Below are 18,207 nucleotides of genomic sequence, written 5' to 3'. Positions count from 1 at the left end.
TAGTTCGCGACTCAGTGGTTTTTCTCTGAACAGCACCGGCGTACAGTTCATCCCATCGATGAGCCGAACCCGCAAGGCGACTCACCGAACCCGGTGCGAAGCGAGTCGTTTCTGATCTTCACCCGGTTTTTTGAGACGCTTTTTTAACTTCAAGGATTTCCATCATGAACAACACCGCACGTTTCCTGTCTATCGCCGCTGTGGCTGCTTTCGCCTCTTTTGGCGCCCAGGCTGACGAAGCCGATGCTTCGCAATTCGCCACCCAATTCCAGACCAGCCGCACCCGCGCTGAAGTGATCGCTGAAGCCACCACCGCCGTGCAAATGCGCAGCCAAGAGCCCGCTGGCTCCCGCGTGGTGACCTACAAGTCCACGGCTGACCGCGCTGCCGTGCGTGCTGAAGCTGCTGCACAAGCCATGCGCACTGGCCGCGTGGGCCCCGCTGAAGGCGGCTGATTCAACCCGTTGAATCCACCACGTCACCCCCCGCGTATTCCAGACACATCGTCCCCAATTTTTTGAATTTCACAGGAGTTTCACCATGAACAACACTGCCCGTTTCCTCTCCATCGCTGCTGTGGCTGCTTTCGCCTCTTTTGGTGCCCAGGCTGACGAAGCCGATGCTTCGCAATTCGCCACCAAGTTCGAAACCAACCGCACCCGCGCTGAAGTGCAAGCCGAAGCCGCTACCGTGGCTCAAACACGCAGCATCGAACCCGCTGGTTCGCGTGTGGTGACCTACAAGTCCACCGCTGACCGTGCTGCTGTGCGTGCCCAGGCTGCTGAAGCCGTGCGCACCGGCCAGATCTCTTCCGGCGAAATCGGCTCCCTGTAATTGGATCGGCCTGCACTCCGGTGCAGGTGGAAGATTGCAAATGCCAAAAGGCCGAGGCCCCAACAGGGGCCTCGGCCTTTTTCATGGCGCTTCGCTACACGGATGGGTCGAAGCCCGCCATCGACAGCTCAAAGGCTGCCAATGGCGTCCACCCCGACTTACTTGCCAGCGCGCGCCTGGGCCACGGCTCCCTGCACTTCCTTCCACAAACCCTCACCCACGTTGGCGGCAATGCTGGCGTTCACAGCACTGAGCTTTTCGCGCATGCGGTTGGCTTCGGCGGCGGGCAGTTCGTTGACCTGCATGCCCTTGCCCTTGAGGTCGGCCAGCGCCTTGTCGGCCTCGGCACGCGTGTCCTGGCGCTCGAAGTCGCGGCTCTTCTTGGCGGCATCGAGCAGCACCTTCTGCTCGGCTTTCGACAGGCCGTCCCAGTACTTCTTGCTGACCAGCACGATCCAGGGGCTGTAGACGTGGTTGGTCACCGTGAGGTACTTCTGCACCTCATAGAACTTGCTCGACAGGATGGTGTTGTAGGGGTTCTCCTGGCCGTCCACCGTCTTGGTTTCCAGCGCGGTGAAGAGTTCGGAGAACGGCAGCGGCACGGCATTGGCGCCCAGGGTCTTGAAGCTGTCGAGGAACACGTTGTTCTGCATCACGCGCAGCTTGATGCCGTCCATGTCTTCCAGCTTGTTGACCGGGCGCTTGCTGTTGGTGAGGTTGCGGAAGCCGTTCTCCCAGTACACAAGACCCACCAGACCCTTTTCCTGCAGCTTGTCCATCACCTTCTGGCCCACGGGGCCGTCCAGCACCACATCGGCTTCCTTGGCGTTATTGAACAGGAACGGCGTGTCCCAGATCGCCATCTCTTTGGTGATGCCCACCAGCGTGGCCGTGGAGCCCACCATCATCTCCTGCGCGCCGCCGATCAGAGCCTGCTGCATCTGCACGTCCGAGCCCAGCGCGGCGGCCCCGATGGCGCGAATCTTCATCTTGCCGCCCGAAGCCTTTTCCACTTCCTGGGCAAACAGCTTGGTGGCCCGGCCCTGGTTGGAGTCCTCATTCAGACCGTAGCCAAAACGGATGATGCGCGGCTTGAAGTCTTGGGCTGCGGCCTGGAACGAGCAGGTGATGGCAGCGACCGACAGAGCGGCCAGCAGGGTGCGACGGAAAGTTTTCATGGTTGTCTCCATTGGCAAGAAAAACGGGGAAGAGGAACAAGCAAACAGCTAACGGCTAGCGCAGCCAGACGACGGGCGCAGTCACGATCTGCGGGAAGACCACCAGCAACGCCAGGATCAGCACGTAGGTGATGAGAAACGGGTTCACGCCCTTGATGACGCTGTGCATCGAGATGCGCCCTACCCCGGCGACCACGTTGAGCACGGTGCCGACCGGCGGGGTGATGAGGCCGATGGCGCCGTTGAGCACGAACATCAGACCGAAATACACCGGATCGATCCCCGCCTTGACGGCGATGGGCAGCATCACGGGCGCAAAGATCAGGATGGTGGGCGTAAGGTCCAGCGCCGTGCCGATGAGCACCAGCACGATCATCATCACGGCCATCAGCAGGCGTGGGTTCTCCACCAGCGGGCCCAGCCAGTTGGTGAGCACGTTGGGCAAATCGGCCAGCGTGATCATGTAGCTGGCCACCTGGGCGCCAGCACACAAAAACATCACGATAGAAGTCGTCTTGGCTGCGCGCACCAGCACGCCATAGATGTCGGCCAGCTTCATCTCGCGGTGCACGAACAGCGCCACCACCAGGGCGTAGAACGCGGCCACCACGGCGGCTTCCGTGGGGGTGAACACCCCCGTCTTCATGCCGCCGATGATGATGAGCGGCATCAGCATGGCCCAGAAAGCGCGCACCGTGGAGCGCAGGCGGTCCTTGATGGGCAGGGGCTCGCCCTGGGGCAGGTCCATGCCGCGCAGCACCCAGCGCCAGGCAAAGATGAGGCCCACACCCATCATCAGCCCCGGCACGATGCCCGACACAAACAGCGCCGAGATCGAGGTGTTGGTCGTCACGCCATAGATCACGAACGGCATGGACGGCGGGATGATGGGCGCGATGATGCCGCCCGAGGCGATCAGCCCGGCAGACGTGTTCATGGGGTAGCCCTGCTGCCGCATCATGGGCAAGAGGATGGTGGCCAGGGCTGCCGTGTCGGCCAGGGCCGAGCCGCTCATGCTGGCCATGAGCACCGCAGCGCCAATGGCCACATAGCCCAACCCGCCCCGGATGTGCCCCACCCAGGCCTGCGCCATGTCGATGATGCGGCGGCTGATGCCGCCCGAGTTCATCAGCTCACCGGCCAGGATAAAGAAGGGCACGGCCAGCAGCGGAAAGCTGTCCACCCCCGCCACCAGGTTCTGGGCCAGCAACTGCGCGTCCCAGAAGTCCAGCACCCAGGCCATGCCAGCGCCCGTGAGCACCAGGGCGAGGCCCATGTTCATGCCGGTGCCCATCAGCACCAGCATGCCCAGCGAAAAGACCACAAAGGCCAAGGCTTCAGGCGTCAGTCCGAACATCACTCCACCTCCGCGCCATGGCCCAGGTCCAAGGGCTTGCGTTGAATCAATTCCATGGTCGCCATTACCCCGATGGCCACCGCACACAAAAAGGCCGGCAGTGGCAGCAAGGCCACCGGGTAGGCCATGACCACCGAGCGGCTGCCCATGCCCACCACCACCTGTTGCCAGGCCCCCCAGGCCAGCATGGCGCAGGCGGCCATCACCAGCAGCCGGATCACGGCCGTGAGCACACCAAAGGCCACCGGGCGTTGGGCCAGCAGGCCCGCCAGGCTGGTGAAGGCCATGTGCTCCCCTGCGGGGTAGGCCGCTGCGGCACCGATGAACACCATCCAGACGAACAGCAAACGCGACAGCTCTTCGCTGGCCGCCACGCCACTGCCAAAGCCGTAGCGCAGCACCACGTTGATGAACACGGCCACGGCCATCACGCCCAGGCAGCTGGCCATGAGCACCTGGGAGACCCGGGCAAAGCGGCTCTGCGGCACGGCTTGATGTGCGGGGGAACTCATGCGGTCTCCTTCGTGGCCAGCCAGGCCGAGGCTTGCTGTTGCAGCGTGGGCAGGTCCAGCAATGCATCCAGGCGCAGCACGCCCGCCTCGCCCACGGGGGATTCCAGCGTGGCGAACTGACTGTCCACCAAGGCGCTGGAGAAAAAGTGGGTGCCCGCACGGGCGGCCACGCGTTGGCCTGCGCTCGCGCGGTCGATCTCCAGAAAGACGAAACGCAGCCCGGGGCAGGCGTTCCGCAACCGGTCCCGGTAGACCTTCTTGAGCGCCGAGCAGGTCAGCACCGCGCCCTGGGGCTGGGCTTGCAGCAGTTGCCCCAAGGTGGTCAGCCAGCCTTCCCGGTCTGCATCGGTCAGTGCAATGCCCTGGCGCATCTTTTCGCGGCTGGCAGGACTGTGGTGGTCGTCCCCTTCGATCAGGGCCAGGCCCTCGGCCTGTGCCAGGGCAGAACCCAGGCTGGACTTGCCGCAGCCCGCCACGCCCATGACGACCACAAAAGCGGGTGACACTTGAAAACTCATATTGGTAGCGCTATCCAAACAATCCATAAAAAAGGCACCCGGTCTGGATGCCGCACAAACTGTGGCAACCTGAGCAACTTGATCCAAAATGGCTGGCGTTGCCTTGCCCCAGAGTTTGGACAGCGCTATCCTAACCAGATCCATTCCCAGCCCCATGAGGGTTAACCCTTGAACAAACCCGAGACAAAACCCGACGCCAAACGCCGTTCCAGCGGCCGCATCACACTGAGCGACGTGGCCAAGGCCGCCGAGGTCAGCCCCATCACCGCGTCCCGCGCCTTGCGGGGTGAACGTGGCGTGGCGCAAGAACTGGTGCAGCGCGTGAAGGCCGCGGCAGAGCAACTGGGCTATGTGCCCGACCCCGCCGCCCGCGCACTGGCATCACAGCGCAGCGTGCAGGTGCCGGTGCTGGTGCCGCTGCTGTCCAACGCGCTGTTTGTGGACGTGCTGGAAGCCGTGCACCGCACCCTGTTCCCGCACGGCTACCAGGCGCTGATCGGCGTGACGCACTACGACCCGCAAGAGGAAGAGCAACTGCTGCGCACCTACCTCGCGCACCGCCCGGCGGGCCTGCTGGTCACCGGCTTTGACCGCACCGAGGCCTCGCGCCACCTGATTGCTGCAAGCGGCGTGCCTTGCGTGCACCTGATGGAGATGACCTCGGCGCCCGGCGTGTTCTGCGTAGGCTTTTCGCAGCAGGACGCGGGCCACAGCATGACGGCCCACCTGCTGGCACGGGGCTACCAAAAGATCGCCTTTGTGGCCGCCCAGCTGGACCCGCGCACCATGCAGCGCGCCGAGGGCTACCGCCGCTGTCTGCGCGACGCAGGCCTGTACGACCCCAAGCTGGAACTGCTGAGCCCGCAGCCTTCTTCGATGCGGCTCGGTGGCGAACTGCTGGAAGAACTGCTGCGCACCCGCCCAGGTGTCGATGCCGTGTTCTTCTGCAATGACGACTTGGCCCAGGGTGGCCTGCTGGCCGCGCAGCGCCTGGGTCTTTCGGTGCCCGGTCAGGTGGCGATTGCGGGCTTCAACGACCTGGCAGGCAGCGACCAGATGCTGCCGCCGCTGACCACGGTGCGCACACCCCGCACCGCCGTGGGCGAGGCCAGCGCACGCATGCTGCTGGCGCTGATGCGCGGCGAGGTGCCCGAGCACAACTCTGTGAATCTGGGGTTTGAACTGACAGTGCGCGAGAGCACCTGATGCCTCCTGGTCCGCTGAGCGCCCGCCCCCGGCAACACGCTGACTGAGGCTTGGCGACATCCGTTGCAGGGGGGCACTGAGGCAACGTGCCGGCTCGGGGGCGGCACCGTGCGGCGCGGCTCCGCAAAAACTCAGGCCGCCGCCAGCGCCCGGCTGCTCGACGAGGCCTTCATCTCCTTGCGCAGCGCCACCGCATCGCGCGACTGGGTGGGAGCCGACGCGTCGATGCGGAACACCTGCACCGTCTCGGTCATGGTCTGCGCCTGGCCATTGAGCTGCATGGCCGATGCCGCGTTCTCTTCCACCAGCGCGGCGTTTTGCTGCGTGATGGTATCGAGCTGCGCCACGGCCGAGTTGACCTGCGAGATGCCGCTGAGCTGCTCATTCGACGCGCTGTGGATCTCGCCGATCAGCGTGTTGACCCGGCGCACCAGCTCCAGCGACTCGGCCATGGTCTTTTGCGCTGCATCGGTCTTTTCATGGCCTTCAGTGACCTTGGTGGCCGAGTCATCGATGAGCTGGCGGATCTCCTTGGCGGCCGAGAGCGTGCGGTGCGACAGGCTGCGCACCTCCGAGGCCACCACCGCAAAGCCACGCCCCTGGTCGCCAGCGCGGGCCGCCTCCACAGCTGCGTTCAGCGCGAGGATGTTGGTCTGGAAGGCAATGGAGTCGATCAGCTGCGTGATCTCGCTGATGCGGCCGGACGCGGCCTGGATCTGCTTCATGGTGTCGGCCACACCGTCCACCGCACTGCTGCTGCGCTCGGCGACCTGGGTGGCCTGCGTGGCCAGCACCGAGGCCTGGCGCGCGGATTCTGCGGTCTGCTTGACGGTGCCGGTGATCTCTTCCATCGATGCGGCCGTCTGCTGCAGGTTGCTGGCCTGCGCCTCGGTGCGCGACGACAGGTCCTGGTTGCCCTGGGCGATCTCCCGGGTGGAGACCTGCATATGCTCGCTCTCCTGCCGCGCGTCGCGCACGATGGACAGCAGGTTCACGTTGAGCTGCGCCAGCGCCTTTTGCAGCTGGCCCACGGTGTCACTGCGCGTGGCCGATATCTTCTGGGTAAGGTCACCCGCTGCCATGCGGTTGGCCCACAACAGCATTTGCGACAACGGTGCCACCGTGACCTGGTGCAGGTAGACCGCCATGCCCAGCGCCAACACCACCACCCCGAGCCACGCCGCCCCCGAGGCCAGCGACAGCGTGTGCCCGCCCAGCAAGGCGGCGCACCACGAGGCCACCACCAGCAGCAGGGTGCACGCCATCATCTTGCCCATGGGCCCCAGCGCCAGGGCCCGGCCCACGCGGCCCCAAAGCGAGTCTTTGACCAGCTGACCGGCCGACAGCCGGTGCACCAGCGTGCCGGCTTGTTTTTCGGCCTGCATCTGCTTGTATAACGCATCCGCCGCCTGGATCTGCTCGCGCGTCGCTTCGGTGCGCACGGACATGTAGCCGGTGGGCTGGTCGCCCTGCATGAGTGGAGTGACGTTGGCCATCACCCAGTAAAACGTGCCGTCCTTGCGCCGGTTCTTGACGGGGGCCGACCAGGGGATGCCCTTGGCAATGGTCTCCCACATGTCGCGGTAGGCCTCCTCGGGCATGTCGGGGTGTCGCACGATGTTGTGGGGCTGGCCCAGCAACTCTTCCTTTTCGTAACCGCTGACCTCGATGAACATCGGGTTGCAGTACAGGATGCGGCCCTTGAGGTCCGTGGTGGACACCAGGGTCTGGCCCTTAGGAAACGCATATTCGTGCTGGCTGACCGGCAGATTGACGCGCATGGGAACCTCTTCGGAAGGACTGGTTGCCCTGTTCTGGAGAGCAACGCAACAGTGGAAGATGCCGATTTCATCGTACGCGCAATCGGCGTGATTTGAAACAAGTTGTTGGTGCCGCCGCACACCATATCCAACTTGGTGCAAAACACCAACACAGCACGCGTTGCCGCGCTGTAGTGCACCAATGTGAGCACCGAATGGGTGAATCTGCTTCCATTTCGATAGCCTCCAGCGCAATAAATACCTGCACATTCGCTGGTTTTTTGCCCAAACAGCTGCTTGCACGGGCACTGGCATAGCCATTGCTTGCCGTAAGGCGCGGCCAACGCTGGCCGCGTGTCAGCCCGGTGCAATGGCGGATTGGGCGAACAGGACGTTGGCGTCTTCATGGAGTGCGTTGGGGCTGGTCAGCCCGCGTGGTCCGTGTGGACGCCTTTTTGTTTTCTGGCCGGGCCAAGGGGCGAGCCCCCCTGCCCTTTGCACTCACACCCATGCATTACTTCAGAGAGTTCCTCAAATCCGGCCACGCCCCCACGCTGTGGGCGTCGTTTCTGTACTTCGGTTTTTCGTGCGCGGTGTGGGTCATCAACGGCGCGATGGCGCCTTTCATCCGCGAGAGCTTCCAGCTGTCCCCCACGCAAATGGGGATGATGCTGTCCATCCCCATTTTTGCCGGCGCGCTGATGCGGTTTCCGATGGGCATCCTGGCGCAGTACATCGGGCGCAAGCGCGCCACGCTGGTCGAGATGGCGGGCATCTTTGTGGCCATGGGCTACGGCTACCTGTTCGTGCACACCTTCAACGACCTGCTGGCGCTGGGCATTCTGCTGGGCGTAGCGGGGGCCAGTTTTGGCGTGGCACTGTCGCTGGGCTCGGGCTCGTTCCCACCGCGCTTCAAGGGGCTGGCCATGGGCATCGTGGGCGCAGGCAATGTGGGCACGGCGGTAGCCGCACTGCTGGCGCCCGCTCTGGCCCAGAAGTTTGGCTGGCAGGCGGTGTATGGCTTTGCCGCCGTGAGCGTGGCTGTGCCCGCCGTGGTGATGGCGGTGTATGCCAAGGAGCCACCCGACCTCGCTCCCCACGCAACGTTCCGCGAGCACATTGCCTGCCTGTTCGAGAAAGACGGCTGGGCGTTCAGCCTGATCTACGCCGTGACGTTTGGCGGCTTCATCGGCCTGACGGCCTTTTTGCCCAGCTACTTCTACGACCAGTTCGGCGTGAGCAAGGTGCAGGCGGGGCAGCTGACGATGCTGGCGGCCTTTCTGGGTGCGGCACTGCGGGTGATGGGCGGCTGGCTGTCGGACCACTGGGGCGGCGTCAACACGCTCACGGGTGTGCTGGCCATCACCGCCGTGAGCATGGTGCTGTGTGGCCTGGCCGAGAACTCGCTGCCGGTGACGATGCTGCTGTTTTTGGTGTGTTTTGCCGCACTGGGCGCGGGCAACGGCGCGCTGTTCCAGCTGGTACCGCTGCGCTGGCCGCTGTCCACGGCGGTGGCGGGCTCGATGATTGGTGAGATCGGCGCGCTCGGCGGCGGCCTCATCCCCAACGGCATGGGCTTTTCACGCCAGTACACAGGCACCTATCTGTGGGGCTTCGTGGGCATTGCGGCGTGTGCCGCTGCCATGCTGGTGTTGTTGCGGGTGATGCAGATCCGCTGGACCCGCACGTGGGCAGAGAAGGGTGGACGTGCGCGCAGCGCATGACCGGCGTAGCCGTTAGGGCGCGGCAGCACCTTGCCGCATTTCAAGCCAAATAGGCGCCCAGCGCAATTTACTCATACCTTAATAGCTATATTTCTAATAGCAAATCAATCGCCTCACCTCGGCAGAAACAGCAGCCAGTACATCAGCAACAGGTTCACCAGCACGCTCACCGCCAGCGCGATCTTCCACAGCGCCGTGGCATCGCGCTGCATCAGCGGCTGCGGGCCGGGGGCAGACAAAGGGCGTGACGCACCCCGTTCCAGCGCCAGCAGCAACTCCTCGGCAGTTTCAAAGCGCTGCGTGCGCTGGCGGGCCACGGCCTTCAATGCGATCTGGTCCAGCCAGATGGGCACGCTGGGGTGGTGGCGGCTGGGCGCCACCGGGTCGCGGTGGTAGCGGCCCAGCTGGTACTGCACCACCTCGCCATAGGGCAGGCGCCCGTGGCTCAGCAGCTGGTACAGCGTGACACCCAGCGCAAACAGGTCGCTGCCCGCGTCGGGCAACTGGCCGGCCGGGTCGCCGTTCTTCTCGTAGCCGGGCCACTGCTCGGGGTTCATGTAGCTGGGGGTGCCTGCGTGCAGGCGGCGCGTGGCCTCGGGCTCGCGGCCTGACAGGGCCACGCCCAGGTCCAGCACCCGCAGCACGCCGTCGTCGCCCAGGTGCAGGTTGTCGGGCTTGATGTCGCGGTGCACCACCCCTTGCCGGTGCAGCCAGCCCAGCACCTGCGCCGCCTGCATCACCACCGACACGACCTGGGGCACACCCAGGTACTGGCGGGCACGCAGGCGCTGGCCCAGTGTCTGCCCCGCATGCCAGTCATAGAGCAGATAAAACGCACTGGCGCCAGGGCTTGCACCGCCCTGCTCTGGCGGCCAGGTGTTCAGGCGCGCAAGGTGCACCGCCGCATGGCCGGACTGCATGCGCCGGGCCACCCAGGCCTCATGCGCCAAAGTGGCGCGCTCCTGCGCATCGTGCGCGCGGGCGGGCACCAGCGTCTTGAGCGCGTACAGCCGCTGTGTGGCCGGGTCGCGCACCTGGTAGATGCGGTGCACGCCGCTGTCGGCCACCAGCGCGGTCACCACCAGGCCATCCACCGGGTCGCCCACCTTGAGCAGTGGCAGCACAGGCAACTGCAGGGCACGGCGGGACTCGTCCTGCAGGGTGGCCTCCAGCGCCCCCTGCACCCGCACCACCAGTGCGGTGACGTTGTCGGTGCTGCCCCGGCGCAGGGCTGCGCGCGTGATCTCGTCGCTCAGTGCCTGGGCGCTCGCGTCCACTCCAAGAAGCTGGCGCAGCTCGCGCTCGGGCAGGCTGCCGTGCACGCCGTCGGAGATGAGCACCAGCAGGTCGCCGCTGTGCAGTTCGCCCTGGCTGTAGTCCACCACCACATGGTCGTCCAGGCCCATGGCGCGGGTGAGCTGGTGCGCAAAGTCGCGCTGCGCCATCACGTGGTCGGTCGTCAGCAGCTGCAGCCGGCCGCCCCGCAGCAGATAGGCGCGCGTGTCACCCACATGGGCCAGCGTGTACGACTGGCCGCGCAGCACGATGGCGGTGAGCGTGGTCAGGCCCACGGCGGGCTGGCGGCGCCGGTTCATCGACGCGAGCCAGCCGTTGTGCGCGCTCAGGATGCGGTCCAGCGCCACGGTGGTGTCCCAGGTGTCGGGCGTGGCGAAGTAGTCGTTCACCAGCGTGTTCACCGTGGTCTGGGCGGCTTCGCGCCCGTTGCCTCCGGTGCTCACGCCATCGGCAATGGCAGCGATGGCGCCACGTTCGCGGTCGCGCCCCTGCCCCTGCAACAGGGCGGCAAAGTCTTCATTGACTTCATTGCGCCCGGCCTGCGAGGTGTGGCCGATGTCCAGTTCAAAACTCATGCACCAGCTCCATGCAGGTTCCATGCCCAAGCTGGTGCATGCACGCACCGCGGCGCGCAGCCCGGTCCACGGCTGCCGCCCCCAAGCGCGTGCTGCGTAAGGCGGGCCCCTGTGCTGTCACCCCAGATCAGTGCACAAACTCTGGCACGGGCATTGCTTACCCAAAGCAACGGCCCCACGGGGCCACGCAATTCAGCGGTGCAACGGCGCACCAAGGGGTTGTATGGACGAAGGCGTCCCCACATGCGGTTTCGATGGAAGGTCGGAGCTGCATCGTGTGGACGCCTTTTTTGTTTTTGGCATCGCCCAGGCGATGGAACCGACGGAGTCACGATGAAAAAGCTCAAACTGGTGATGGTGGGGAACGGCATGGCCGGTGTGCGCACGCTGGAAGAGCTGCTCAAGATTGCCCCCGATCTGTATGACATCACGGTCTTCGGGGCCGAGCCGCACCCCAACTACAACCGCATTCTGCTGTCGCCCGTGCTGGCGGGCGAGCAGACGATTGACGAGATCATCCTCAACGACTGGCAGTGGTACGCCGACAACCACATCACGCTGCACACCGGCTTCACCGTGACCGATGTGGACCGCGTACGCCGCGTGGTCACCGCCACCAGCAAAGACGGTGATGTGATCACCGCCGAGTACGACCGCCTCATCATGGCCACGGGCTCCAACCCCTTCATCCTGCCCGTGCCCGGCAAAGACCTCCAGGGCGTGCTGGCCTACCGCGACATTGCCGACACACAGGCCATGATCGACGCAGCCGCCACATACAAGCACGCCGTCGTCATCGGCGGCGGCCTGCTGGGCCTGGAGGCTGCCAACGGCCTCATGAAGCGCGGCATGACCGTGAGCGTGGTGCACGTGATGCCCTCGCTGATGGAGCGCCAGCTCGATGACGTGGCGGGCAAGATGCTGCAGAAGTCGCTGGAAGACCGTGGCATGCGCTTTTTGATGGGTGCGCAGACCCAGGAGCTGGTGGGCAATGCCGAAGGCCGGGTGGCCAGCGTCAAGTTCAAGGACGGCACCGAAGTGCCTGCCGACCTGGTGGTGATGGCCGTGGGCATCCGCCCCAACACGCAGCTCGCCGAAAAGATGCGCCTGCACGTGAACCGCGGCATTGTCGTGAGCGACACGCTGCAGACCACCACCGACGCCCGCATCTATGCCGTGGGCGAATGCGCGGCACACCGGGGCATTGCCTATGGCCTGGTGGCCCCGCTGTTCGAGCAGGGCAAAGTGCTGGCCAACCACCTGGCCGAGTTCGGCATTGGCCGCTACCAGGGCTCGCTCACCTCCACCAAGCTCAAGGTCACGGGCATCGACCTGTTCAGCGCAGGCGACTTTCAGGGTGGCGAGAACACCGAAGAGATCGTGATGAGCGACCCTTTTGGCGGCGTGTACAAAAAGCTGGTCATCAAAGACGACAAGCTGGTGGGCGCCTGCCTGTATGGCGACACCGTGGACGGCAGCTGGTACTTCAAGCTGCTGCGCGACGGCCGCAGCGTGAGCGACATCCGCGACAAGCTGATGTTTGGCGAGAGCAACATCGGCGACGTGGGCCACCAGGGCCAGAGCAAGGCATCGGCCATGGCCGACAGTGACGAGGTGTGCGGCTGCAACGGCGTGACCAAGGGCGCCATTTGCAAGGCCATCAAGGACAAGGGCCTGTTCACGCTCGATGAAGTGCGCAAGCACACCAAGGCCAGCGCATCGTGCGGCTCGTGCACGGGCTTGGTCGAGCAGATCATCATGTTCACCGCCGGTGGCGACTACAGCGCCACGCCCAAGACCAAGGCCATGTGCGGCTGCACCGACCACGGCCACCAGGCGGTGCGCGACGCGATCCGTGCCAACAAACTGCTGAGCATTGGCGACGTTTTCAAGTTCATGGAATGGAAGACGCCCAACGGCTGCGCCAGCTGCCGCCCCGCCGTCAACTACTACCTCATCAGCACCTGGCCCAAGGACGCCAAGGACGACCCGCAAAGCCGCGCCATCAACGAGCGCAGCCACGCCAACATCCAAAAGGATGGCACCTACAGCGTCATCCCTCGCATGTGGGGCGGCGAGACTACGGCCGACGAGCTGCGCCGCATTGCCGATGCGGTGGACAAGTACAACATCCCCACCGTCAAGGTCACGGGCGGCCAGCGCATCGATTTGCTGGGCGTGAAGAAAGAAGACCTGGTGAGCGTTTGGAAGGACATTGGCATGCCCAGCGGCCATGCCTACGCCAAGGCGCTTCGCACCGTGAAGACCTGCGTGGGCAGCGAGTGGTGCCGCATGGGCACCCAGGACAGCACCCAGATGGGCAAGGACTTGGAGCGCGCCATGTGGCGCATGTACGCTCCGCACAAGGTGAAGTTCGCCGTGAGCGGCTGCCCGCGCAACTGCGCCGAGGCCGGCATCAAGGACGTGGGCATCATCGGCGTGGACAGCGGCTGGGAGATGTACATCGCTGGCAACGGCGGCATCAAGACCGAGGTGGCGCATTTCTTCACCAAGCTGAAAACTGCCGAAGAAGTGCTGGAGTACACGGGCGCGTTTTGCGAGCTGTACCGCCAGGAAGGCTGGTACCTGGAGCGCACCGTGCACTACGTGAGCCGCGTGGGCCTGGACTATGTGAAAAAGCGCATTCTCGAAGACCACGAAGGCCGCAAGGCGCTGTGGGAGCAGCTGCAGTTTGCGCTGGACGGCGAGCCCGACCCCTGGTTCGAGTTCGACAAGGCCGCCGTGGACACGCGCCAGTTTGCCCCGCTGACCGCCGCCTGAAGCGCCCGGAGCCGCACACCATGCAACGCCGCACCTTGCTGACCGCCGCGGGCTACACCACGGCCTGGAGCACCCTGGGCATCATGTCGCTGGGCACCGCCCAGGCCCAGGTCACGGACCTGAACGACGCCATCAACAAGGCAGGCCGCCAGCGCATGCTGAGCCAGCGCATGGGCAAAGCCTGGCTGGCACTGGCCCACAAGTCCGACACGCCCGCAGCGCGCGCCGTGCTGGACCAGTCGCTGGCGCTGTTCGAGCGGCAGCTGGCCGAACTCAAGGCCTATGCGCCCTCGCCCACCATCCGCGACACCTACGTAAAGCTGGAATCGGCGTGGGCCGACCACAAGGCCACGCTGCTGGGCACCGCCCCGTCACGCGACGGCGCGGCCGCCCTGCTGCAGGCCGATGCCAAGGTGCTGGCGCTGGCCCACCAGGGCACTGTGCAGTACGAAGCCGCCTCGGGCAAGCCCGTGGGCAAGCTGGTCAACGTGGCAGGGCGCCAGCGCATGCTGAGCCAGCGCATGGCCAAGTTCTGCCTGTCGGCCATGCTGGGGGTGGACACCTCCACCGCCACCACCGAAATCGCCAAGGCACGCGACGAGTTCATCAGCGCCACCGAGCTGCTCCGCAACGCGCCTCAGGCCACCGATCGCATCCGGCAAGAGCTGCTGCTGGCCGATGGCCAGTGGGTGTTTTTTGACGCCGCGTTGCAACGCCTGGGCACCAGCAACAACACCTTCCGCCAGGTGTCTGAAGTGTTTGTGAGCAGCGAAAACCTGCTCGCCAGCATGGACCGCGTGACCGGCCTGTATGCAGCGCTGGGCAGCAGCTGAAGGCCTGCCCTGCAACGGCCCCCCTGCACGCCCCCGACATCCCACCGAACAACACCAAGGACGATTCCCATGACCACCAACAACCCAACCCCTGAATGGAAGCTGATCTGCCGGGTGGACGACATCCCCGTGCTGGGCTCACGCCGCGTGGCGCGCCCCCAGGGCCTGGACGTGGCCGTCTTCCGCAACGACGCCGGTGGTGTGTTTGCGCTGCTGGACCGCTGCCCGCACAAGGGCGGCCCGCTGAGCCAGGGCATCGTGTTTGGCACGCATGTGGCGTGCCCCCTGCACAACTGGACCATTGGCCTGTGCGACGGCCAGGCCTCGGCGCCCGACGAGGGCTGCACACCGAAGTTTGCCGTGAAGGTGGAAGACGGCGCGGTGTACCTGGACGCGGCCGAGCTGGCAACGGTGGCCACGGATCTGACGCGCCCCATCGCCGGGCCTGCGCGCAGGGCGGTGGGCGTGTGAGCGATGGAGAGTGTTGCGCCCCAGGCGCCGCATGCGCCCCCCGGCGAGGACACAAAGCACTATCAAAACAATAGCTGACAGCGCAATATGCACTAGCGCCTGAGGCCAAAACAGCCCAAAACACGCCATGCAAGAAACCCAATCCACCTGCCCCTACTGCGGCGTAGGCTGCGGCGTGATCATCGAATCCGAAGGCGCACAAATCACCGGCGTGCGCGGCGACCCCACCCACCCCGCCAACTTTGGCCGCCTTTGCACCAAGGGCTCGACCCTGCACCTCACCGCCACCAGCCCCGTCACCCTGCAAACCCGCCTGCTGCACCCCCTGCAACGCGCACAGCGCAACGAAGCCGCCCTGCCCGTGACCTGGGACGCCGCACTGACGCTGGCCGCAGACAAGTTTGCCCACACCATCGCCCAGCACGGCCCCGACGCCGTGGGCTTTTACGTCAGCGGCCAGTTGCTGACGGAGGACTACTACGTCTTCAACAAGCTGGCCAAGGGCCTGATCGGCACCAACAACATCGACACCAACTCGCGCCTGTGCATGAGCAGCGCCGTGGCGGGCTACAAGCAGACCCTGGGCGCTGACGCGCCGCCCGCCTGCTACGACGACGTGAAACACGCGCAGTGCCTGTTCATCGTGGGCAGCAATGCGGCCTGGGCGCACCCCATTCTGTTTCGCCGCATCGAAGACGCACGCGCCGCCAACCCGGGCATGAAGGTCATCGTGGCCGACCCGCGCCGCACCGACACGGCCGGCATGGCCGACCTGTTCTTGCCCATCCAGCCCGGCAGCGACGTGATGCTGTTCAACGGCATGCTGCACCTGATGCTGTGGGAGGGCTGGACCAACGCCGAATACATCGCCGCGCACACCACGGGCTTTGACGAACTCAAGGCCCTGGTGCGCGACTGCACGCCCGAGCGCGTGGCGCAGACCTGCGGCATCAGCGTGGCCGACCTGACCACCGCCGCGAAGTGGTTTGCCACCTCCAAAGCCACCCTCAGCCTGTACTGCCAGGGCCTGAACCAGAGCAGCAGCGGCACGGCCAAAAACGCTGCCCTCATCAACCTGCACCTGGCCACCGCGCAGATCGGCAAGCCCGGCGCCGGCCCCTTCAGCCTGACGGGCCAGCCCAACGCCATGGGCGGGCGCGAGGTGGGTGGCCTGGCCAACCTGCTCAGCGCCCACCGCGACCTGGCCAACCCCCAGCACCGTGCCGAAGTGGCCGCGCTGTGGGGCGTGGCCGATGTGCCATCCAAGCCGGGCAAGACGGCGGTGGAGATGTTCCAGGCCGCCGCCGACGGCGAGATCAAGGCCCTGTGGATTGCCTGCACCAACCCCGCGCAGAGCATGCCCGACCAGGCCACCGTGCGCCGCGCGCTGCAACGCGCCGAGTTTGTGGTGGTGCAGGAGGCCTTTGCCACGGCAGCCACCTGCGACTACGCAGACCTGCTGCTGCCCGCCACCACCTGGGGTGAAAAGACCGGCACCGTGACCAACAGTGAGCGCCGCATCTCGCGCGTGCGCACTGCCGTGCCTGCGCCCGGCCTGGCACGGCACGACTGGGCCATTGCGGTGCAGTTTGCGCACCAGCTGGAGGCGCGCCTTCGGCCCGGCGCGCCGACGTTGTTCCCCTACGCCACCGACGCTGCCGATGCAGGCGCAGAGGCTGTGTGGAATGAACACCGCGAGAGCACGCGCGGGCGCGACCTGGACATCACCGGCTTGTCGTGGGAGATGCTTGAAGCGCAAGGCCCACAACAGTGGCCGCTGCCTGAAGGCGCCCCCACCGGCAAGGCACGCCTGTACCAAGACGGCGTCTTCCCCACCGCTGATGGCCGCGCGCGTTTTGCCGCCCACGCATGGCAGCCCACCGCAGAGCCCCGCGAGTCGCGCTACCCCTTCAGCCTGACCACCGGTCGCCTGCGCGACCAATGGCACGGCATGACCCGCACCGGCACGCTGGGCCGTCTGTTTGGCCATGTGGCCGAACCCAGCCTGCAGATGCACCCGCAGGACATGGAGCGGCGCAAGCTCGCCAGCGGCGACCTGGTGCACGTGACCAGCAAGCGCGGCTCCATCGTGGTGCCCGTGTTGGCCGACACCACGCTGGGCCTGTCGCAGGTGTTCATGGCCATGCACTGGGGCAGCGAGTTTTTGAGCGGCGTGTCGTCCACCGGCGAACGGCTGGCGGGCGTGAATGCGCTCACCACCTCGGCGTTCTGCCCCACCTCCAAACAGCCCGAGCTGAAACACGCCGCCGTCAAGGTACTCAAGGCCGAACTGCCGTGGACGCTGCTGGCCATGGCATGGCTGCCCGCCGACAAAACCCAGGCCACACGCGAAGCGCTGTCTGCGCTGATGGTGCAGTTCCCGTTCGCGAGCTGCGTGCCCTTCAGCAACAACACCCCGCTGGATGAGCCCGGCCGCGAGCGCACCGGGGTACTGCTGCGCGCCGCCGCCCACGAGGCGCCGCACGACGCGTTTGTGATGCAGATAGAAGCCCTGCTGGGCATGGCAGGTGCCGACACGCTGCGCTACGCCGACAAAAAGCGCGGCCAACGCCGGGCGGCACGGCTAGCGCGCCAGGGCGACAACACCACGCTCGAAGGCATCGTGCTCGCGGGCGACACCAGTGCCGAAGGCTGGCTCAAGACCCTGCTGCAGGAAGAACTGCCCGCACAGACCTACGGCCGCCTGCTGCTGGTGCCTGGCGCCAAGGCCCCTGTGGCCGTGCAGTCGCGCGGCAAGCCGGTGTGCACCTGCTTCAACGTGACAGACGCCGCCATCACCGCCCAACTCGCCCACTGCCACGGCACTGACGATGACCGGCTGGCCCAGCTACAGGGCCAACTGCGCTGCGGTACCAACTGCGGCTCGTGTGTGCCCGAGCTCAAGCGCATGGTGCGGGCCACGGGGCCACTGGCATCCAAGCCGATCGCGCAGGCCGTCATATAACCAAAAGTTCTCTTGCTTGCAGGAAAATAGTCCTCAGACCAACAAACCCCACCAGGACTTGTGCAACAGGGCTCCAGCTAGGCGCTTTCGGCGCAGACAGTACGCCTGTACGGCAAGCCGAGATAACGACGCCAGTGTGGTGTTGCACGCTAACTGGCACATGAAAACCGATGGATTTTTGGTCAGGGCAAGGCGCA

Annotated in this window: 14 protein-coding genes; 8 read left to right on the top strand and 6 right to left on the bottom strand. The window is 65.5% G+C overall.

Annotation, left to right across the window (positions count from 1 at the left end; all coding sequences use genetic code 11):
* Positions 1-164 precede the first annotated feature (164 nt).
* Together ACODSM_RS08400 and ACODSM_RS08395 are read left to right on the top strand one after the other, a co-directional pair.
* On the top strand, positions 165-455 hold the full coding sequence (locus ACODSM_RS08400) for a DUF4148 domain-containing protein (RefSeq protein ID WP_015015149.1): 291 nt from the start codon (positions 165-167) through the stop codon (positions 453-455).
* Between the two features lie 85 nt (positions 456-540).
* The gene (locus ACODSM_RS08395) at positions 541-834 is read left to right on the top strand and encodes a hypothetical protein (protein ID WP_015015150.1); all 294 of its coding nucleotides are present in this window, start codon (positions 541-543) and stop codon (positions 832-834) included.
* A gap of 158 nt (positions 835-992) precedes the next feature.
* Here the strand turns inward: ACODSM_RS08395 and ACODSM_RS08390 are convergent, their stop codons facing one another.
* Genes ACODSM_RS08390 through ACODSM_RS08375 form a run of 4 tightly spaced genes read right to left on the bottom strand, consistent with a single transcriptional unit; the run spans position 993 to position 4,399 of the window.
* Positions 993-2,012: a TRAP transporter substrate-binding protein gene (locus ACODSM_RS08390; protein ID WP_015015151.1), complete on the bottom strand. Its 1,020-nt coding sequence runs from the start codon at positions 2,010-2,012 to the stop codon at positions 993-995.
* Positions 2,013-2,067: 55 nt separating this feature from the next.
* Positions 2,068-3,369: a TRAP transporter large permease gene (locus ACODSM_RS08385; protein WP_110959889.1), complete on the bottom strand. Its 1,302-nt coding sequence runs from the start codon at positions 3,367-3,369 to the stop codon at positions 2,068-2,070.
* Entirely contained in the window at positions 3,369-3,881 is a 513-nt protein-coding gene (locus tag ACODSM_RS08380; RefSeq protein ID WP_488804950.1) for a TRAP transporter small permease, read from the bottom strand. Before ACODSM_RS08380 ends, ACODSM_RS08385 begins: the two co-directional genes overlap by 1 nt.
* Entirely contained in the window at positions 3,878-4,399 is a 522-nt protein-coding gene (locus tag ACODSM_RS08375; RefSeq protein ID WP_488804949.1) for a gluconokinase, read from the bottom strand. The genes ACODSM_RS08380 and ACODSM_RS08375 overlap by 4 nt, the downstream gene beginning before the upstream one ends.
* Before the next feature lie 168 nt (positions 4,400-4,567).
* Here ACODSM_RS08375 and gntR point away from each other — a divergent pair, with 168 nt between their 5' ends.
* A complete protein-coding gene (gntR, locus tag ACODSM_RS08370; RefSeq protein WP_488804948.1) occupies positions 4,568-5,605 on the top strand; it encodes an HTH-type transcriptional regulator GntR in 1,038 nt (345 codons plus the stop codon).
* 131 nt (positions 5,606-5,736) lie between these two features.
* On the opposite strand, the gene ACODSM_RS08365 is transcribed toward gntR, so the two are convergent.
* On the bottom strand, positions 5,737-7,386 hold the full coding sequence (locus ACODSM_RS08365) for a methyl-accepting chemotaxis protein (protein WP_488804947.1): 1,650 nt from the start codon (positions 7,384-7,386) through the stop codon (positions 5,737-5,739).
* A 488-nt stretch (positions 7,387-7,874) separates the two neighbouring features.
* Here ACODSM_RS08365 and ACODSM_RS08360 point away from each other — a divergent pair, with 488 nt between their 5' ends.
* The gene (locus tag ACODSM_RS08360; protein ID WP_488804946.1) at positions 7,875-9,089 is read left to right on the top strand and encodes an MFS transporter; all 1,215 of its coding nucleotides are present in this window, start codon (positions 7,875-7,877) and stop codon (positions 9,087-9,089) included.
* A gap of 113 nt (positions 9,090-9,202) precedes the next feature.
* Here the strand turns inward: ACODSM_RS08360 and ACODSM_RS08355 are convergent, their stop codons facing one another.
* A complete protein-coding gene (locus ACODSM_RS08355; RefSeq protein ID WP_488804945.1) occupies positions 9,203-10,960 on the bottom strand; it encodes a bifunctional protein-serine/threonine kinase/phosphatase in 1,758 nt (585 codons plus the stop codon).
* 333 nt (positions 10,961-11,293) lie between these two features.
* Here ACODSM_RS08355 and nirB point away from each other — a divergent pair, with 333 nt between their 5' ends.
* From nirB to ACODSM_RS08335, 4 genes are all read left to right on the top strand, one after another.
* Positions 11,294-13,741, top strand: coding sequence for a nitrite reductase large subunit NirB (gene nirB / locus ACODSM_RS08350; RefSeq protein ID WP_488804944.1), 2,448 nt, complete (start codon positions 11,294-11,296; stop codon positions 13,739-13,741).
* Positions 13,742-13,761: 20 nt separating this feature from the next.
* Positions 13,762-14,574 (top strand): type IV pili methyl-accepting chemotaxis transducer N-terminal domain-containing protein, encoded by an 813-nt coding sequence (locus ACODSM_RS08345; protein ID WP_488804943.1) that lies wholly within the window; start codon positions 13,762-13,764, stop codon positions 14,572-14,574.
* 69 nt (positions 14,575-14,643) lie between these two features.
* Entirely contained in the window at positions 14,644-15,045 is a 402-nt protein-coding gene (gene nirD, locus ACODSM_RS08340; RefSeq protein ID WP_476018660.1) for a nitrite reductase small subunit NirD, read from the top strand.
* 127 nt (positions 15,046-15,172) lie between these two features.
* Complete coding sequence (locus ACODSM_RS08335; protein ID WP_488804942.1) at positions 15,173-18,010, top strand: nitrate reductase; 2,838 nt, start codon at positions 15,173-15,175, stop codon at positions 18,008-18,010.
* The last annotated feature ends 197 nt before the right edge of the window (positions 18,011-18,207 follow it).

It is taken from the genome of Acidovorax sp. FG42, assembly GCF_057809195.1.
This window is presented reverse-complemented; position numbering and strand designations above follow the sequence as displayed.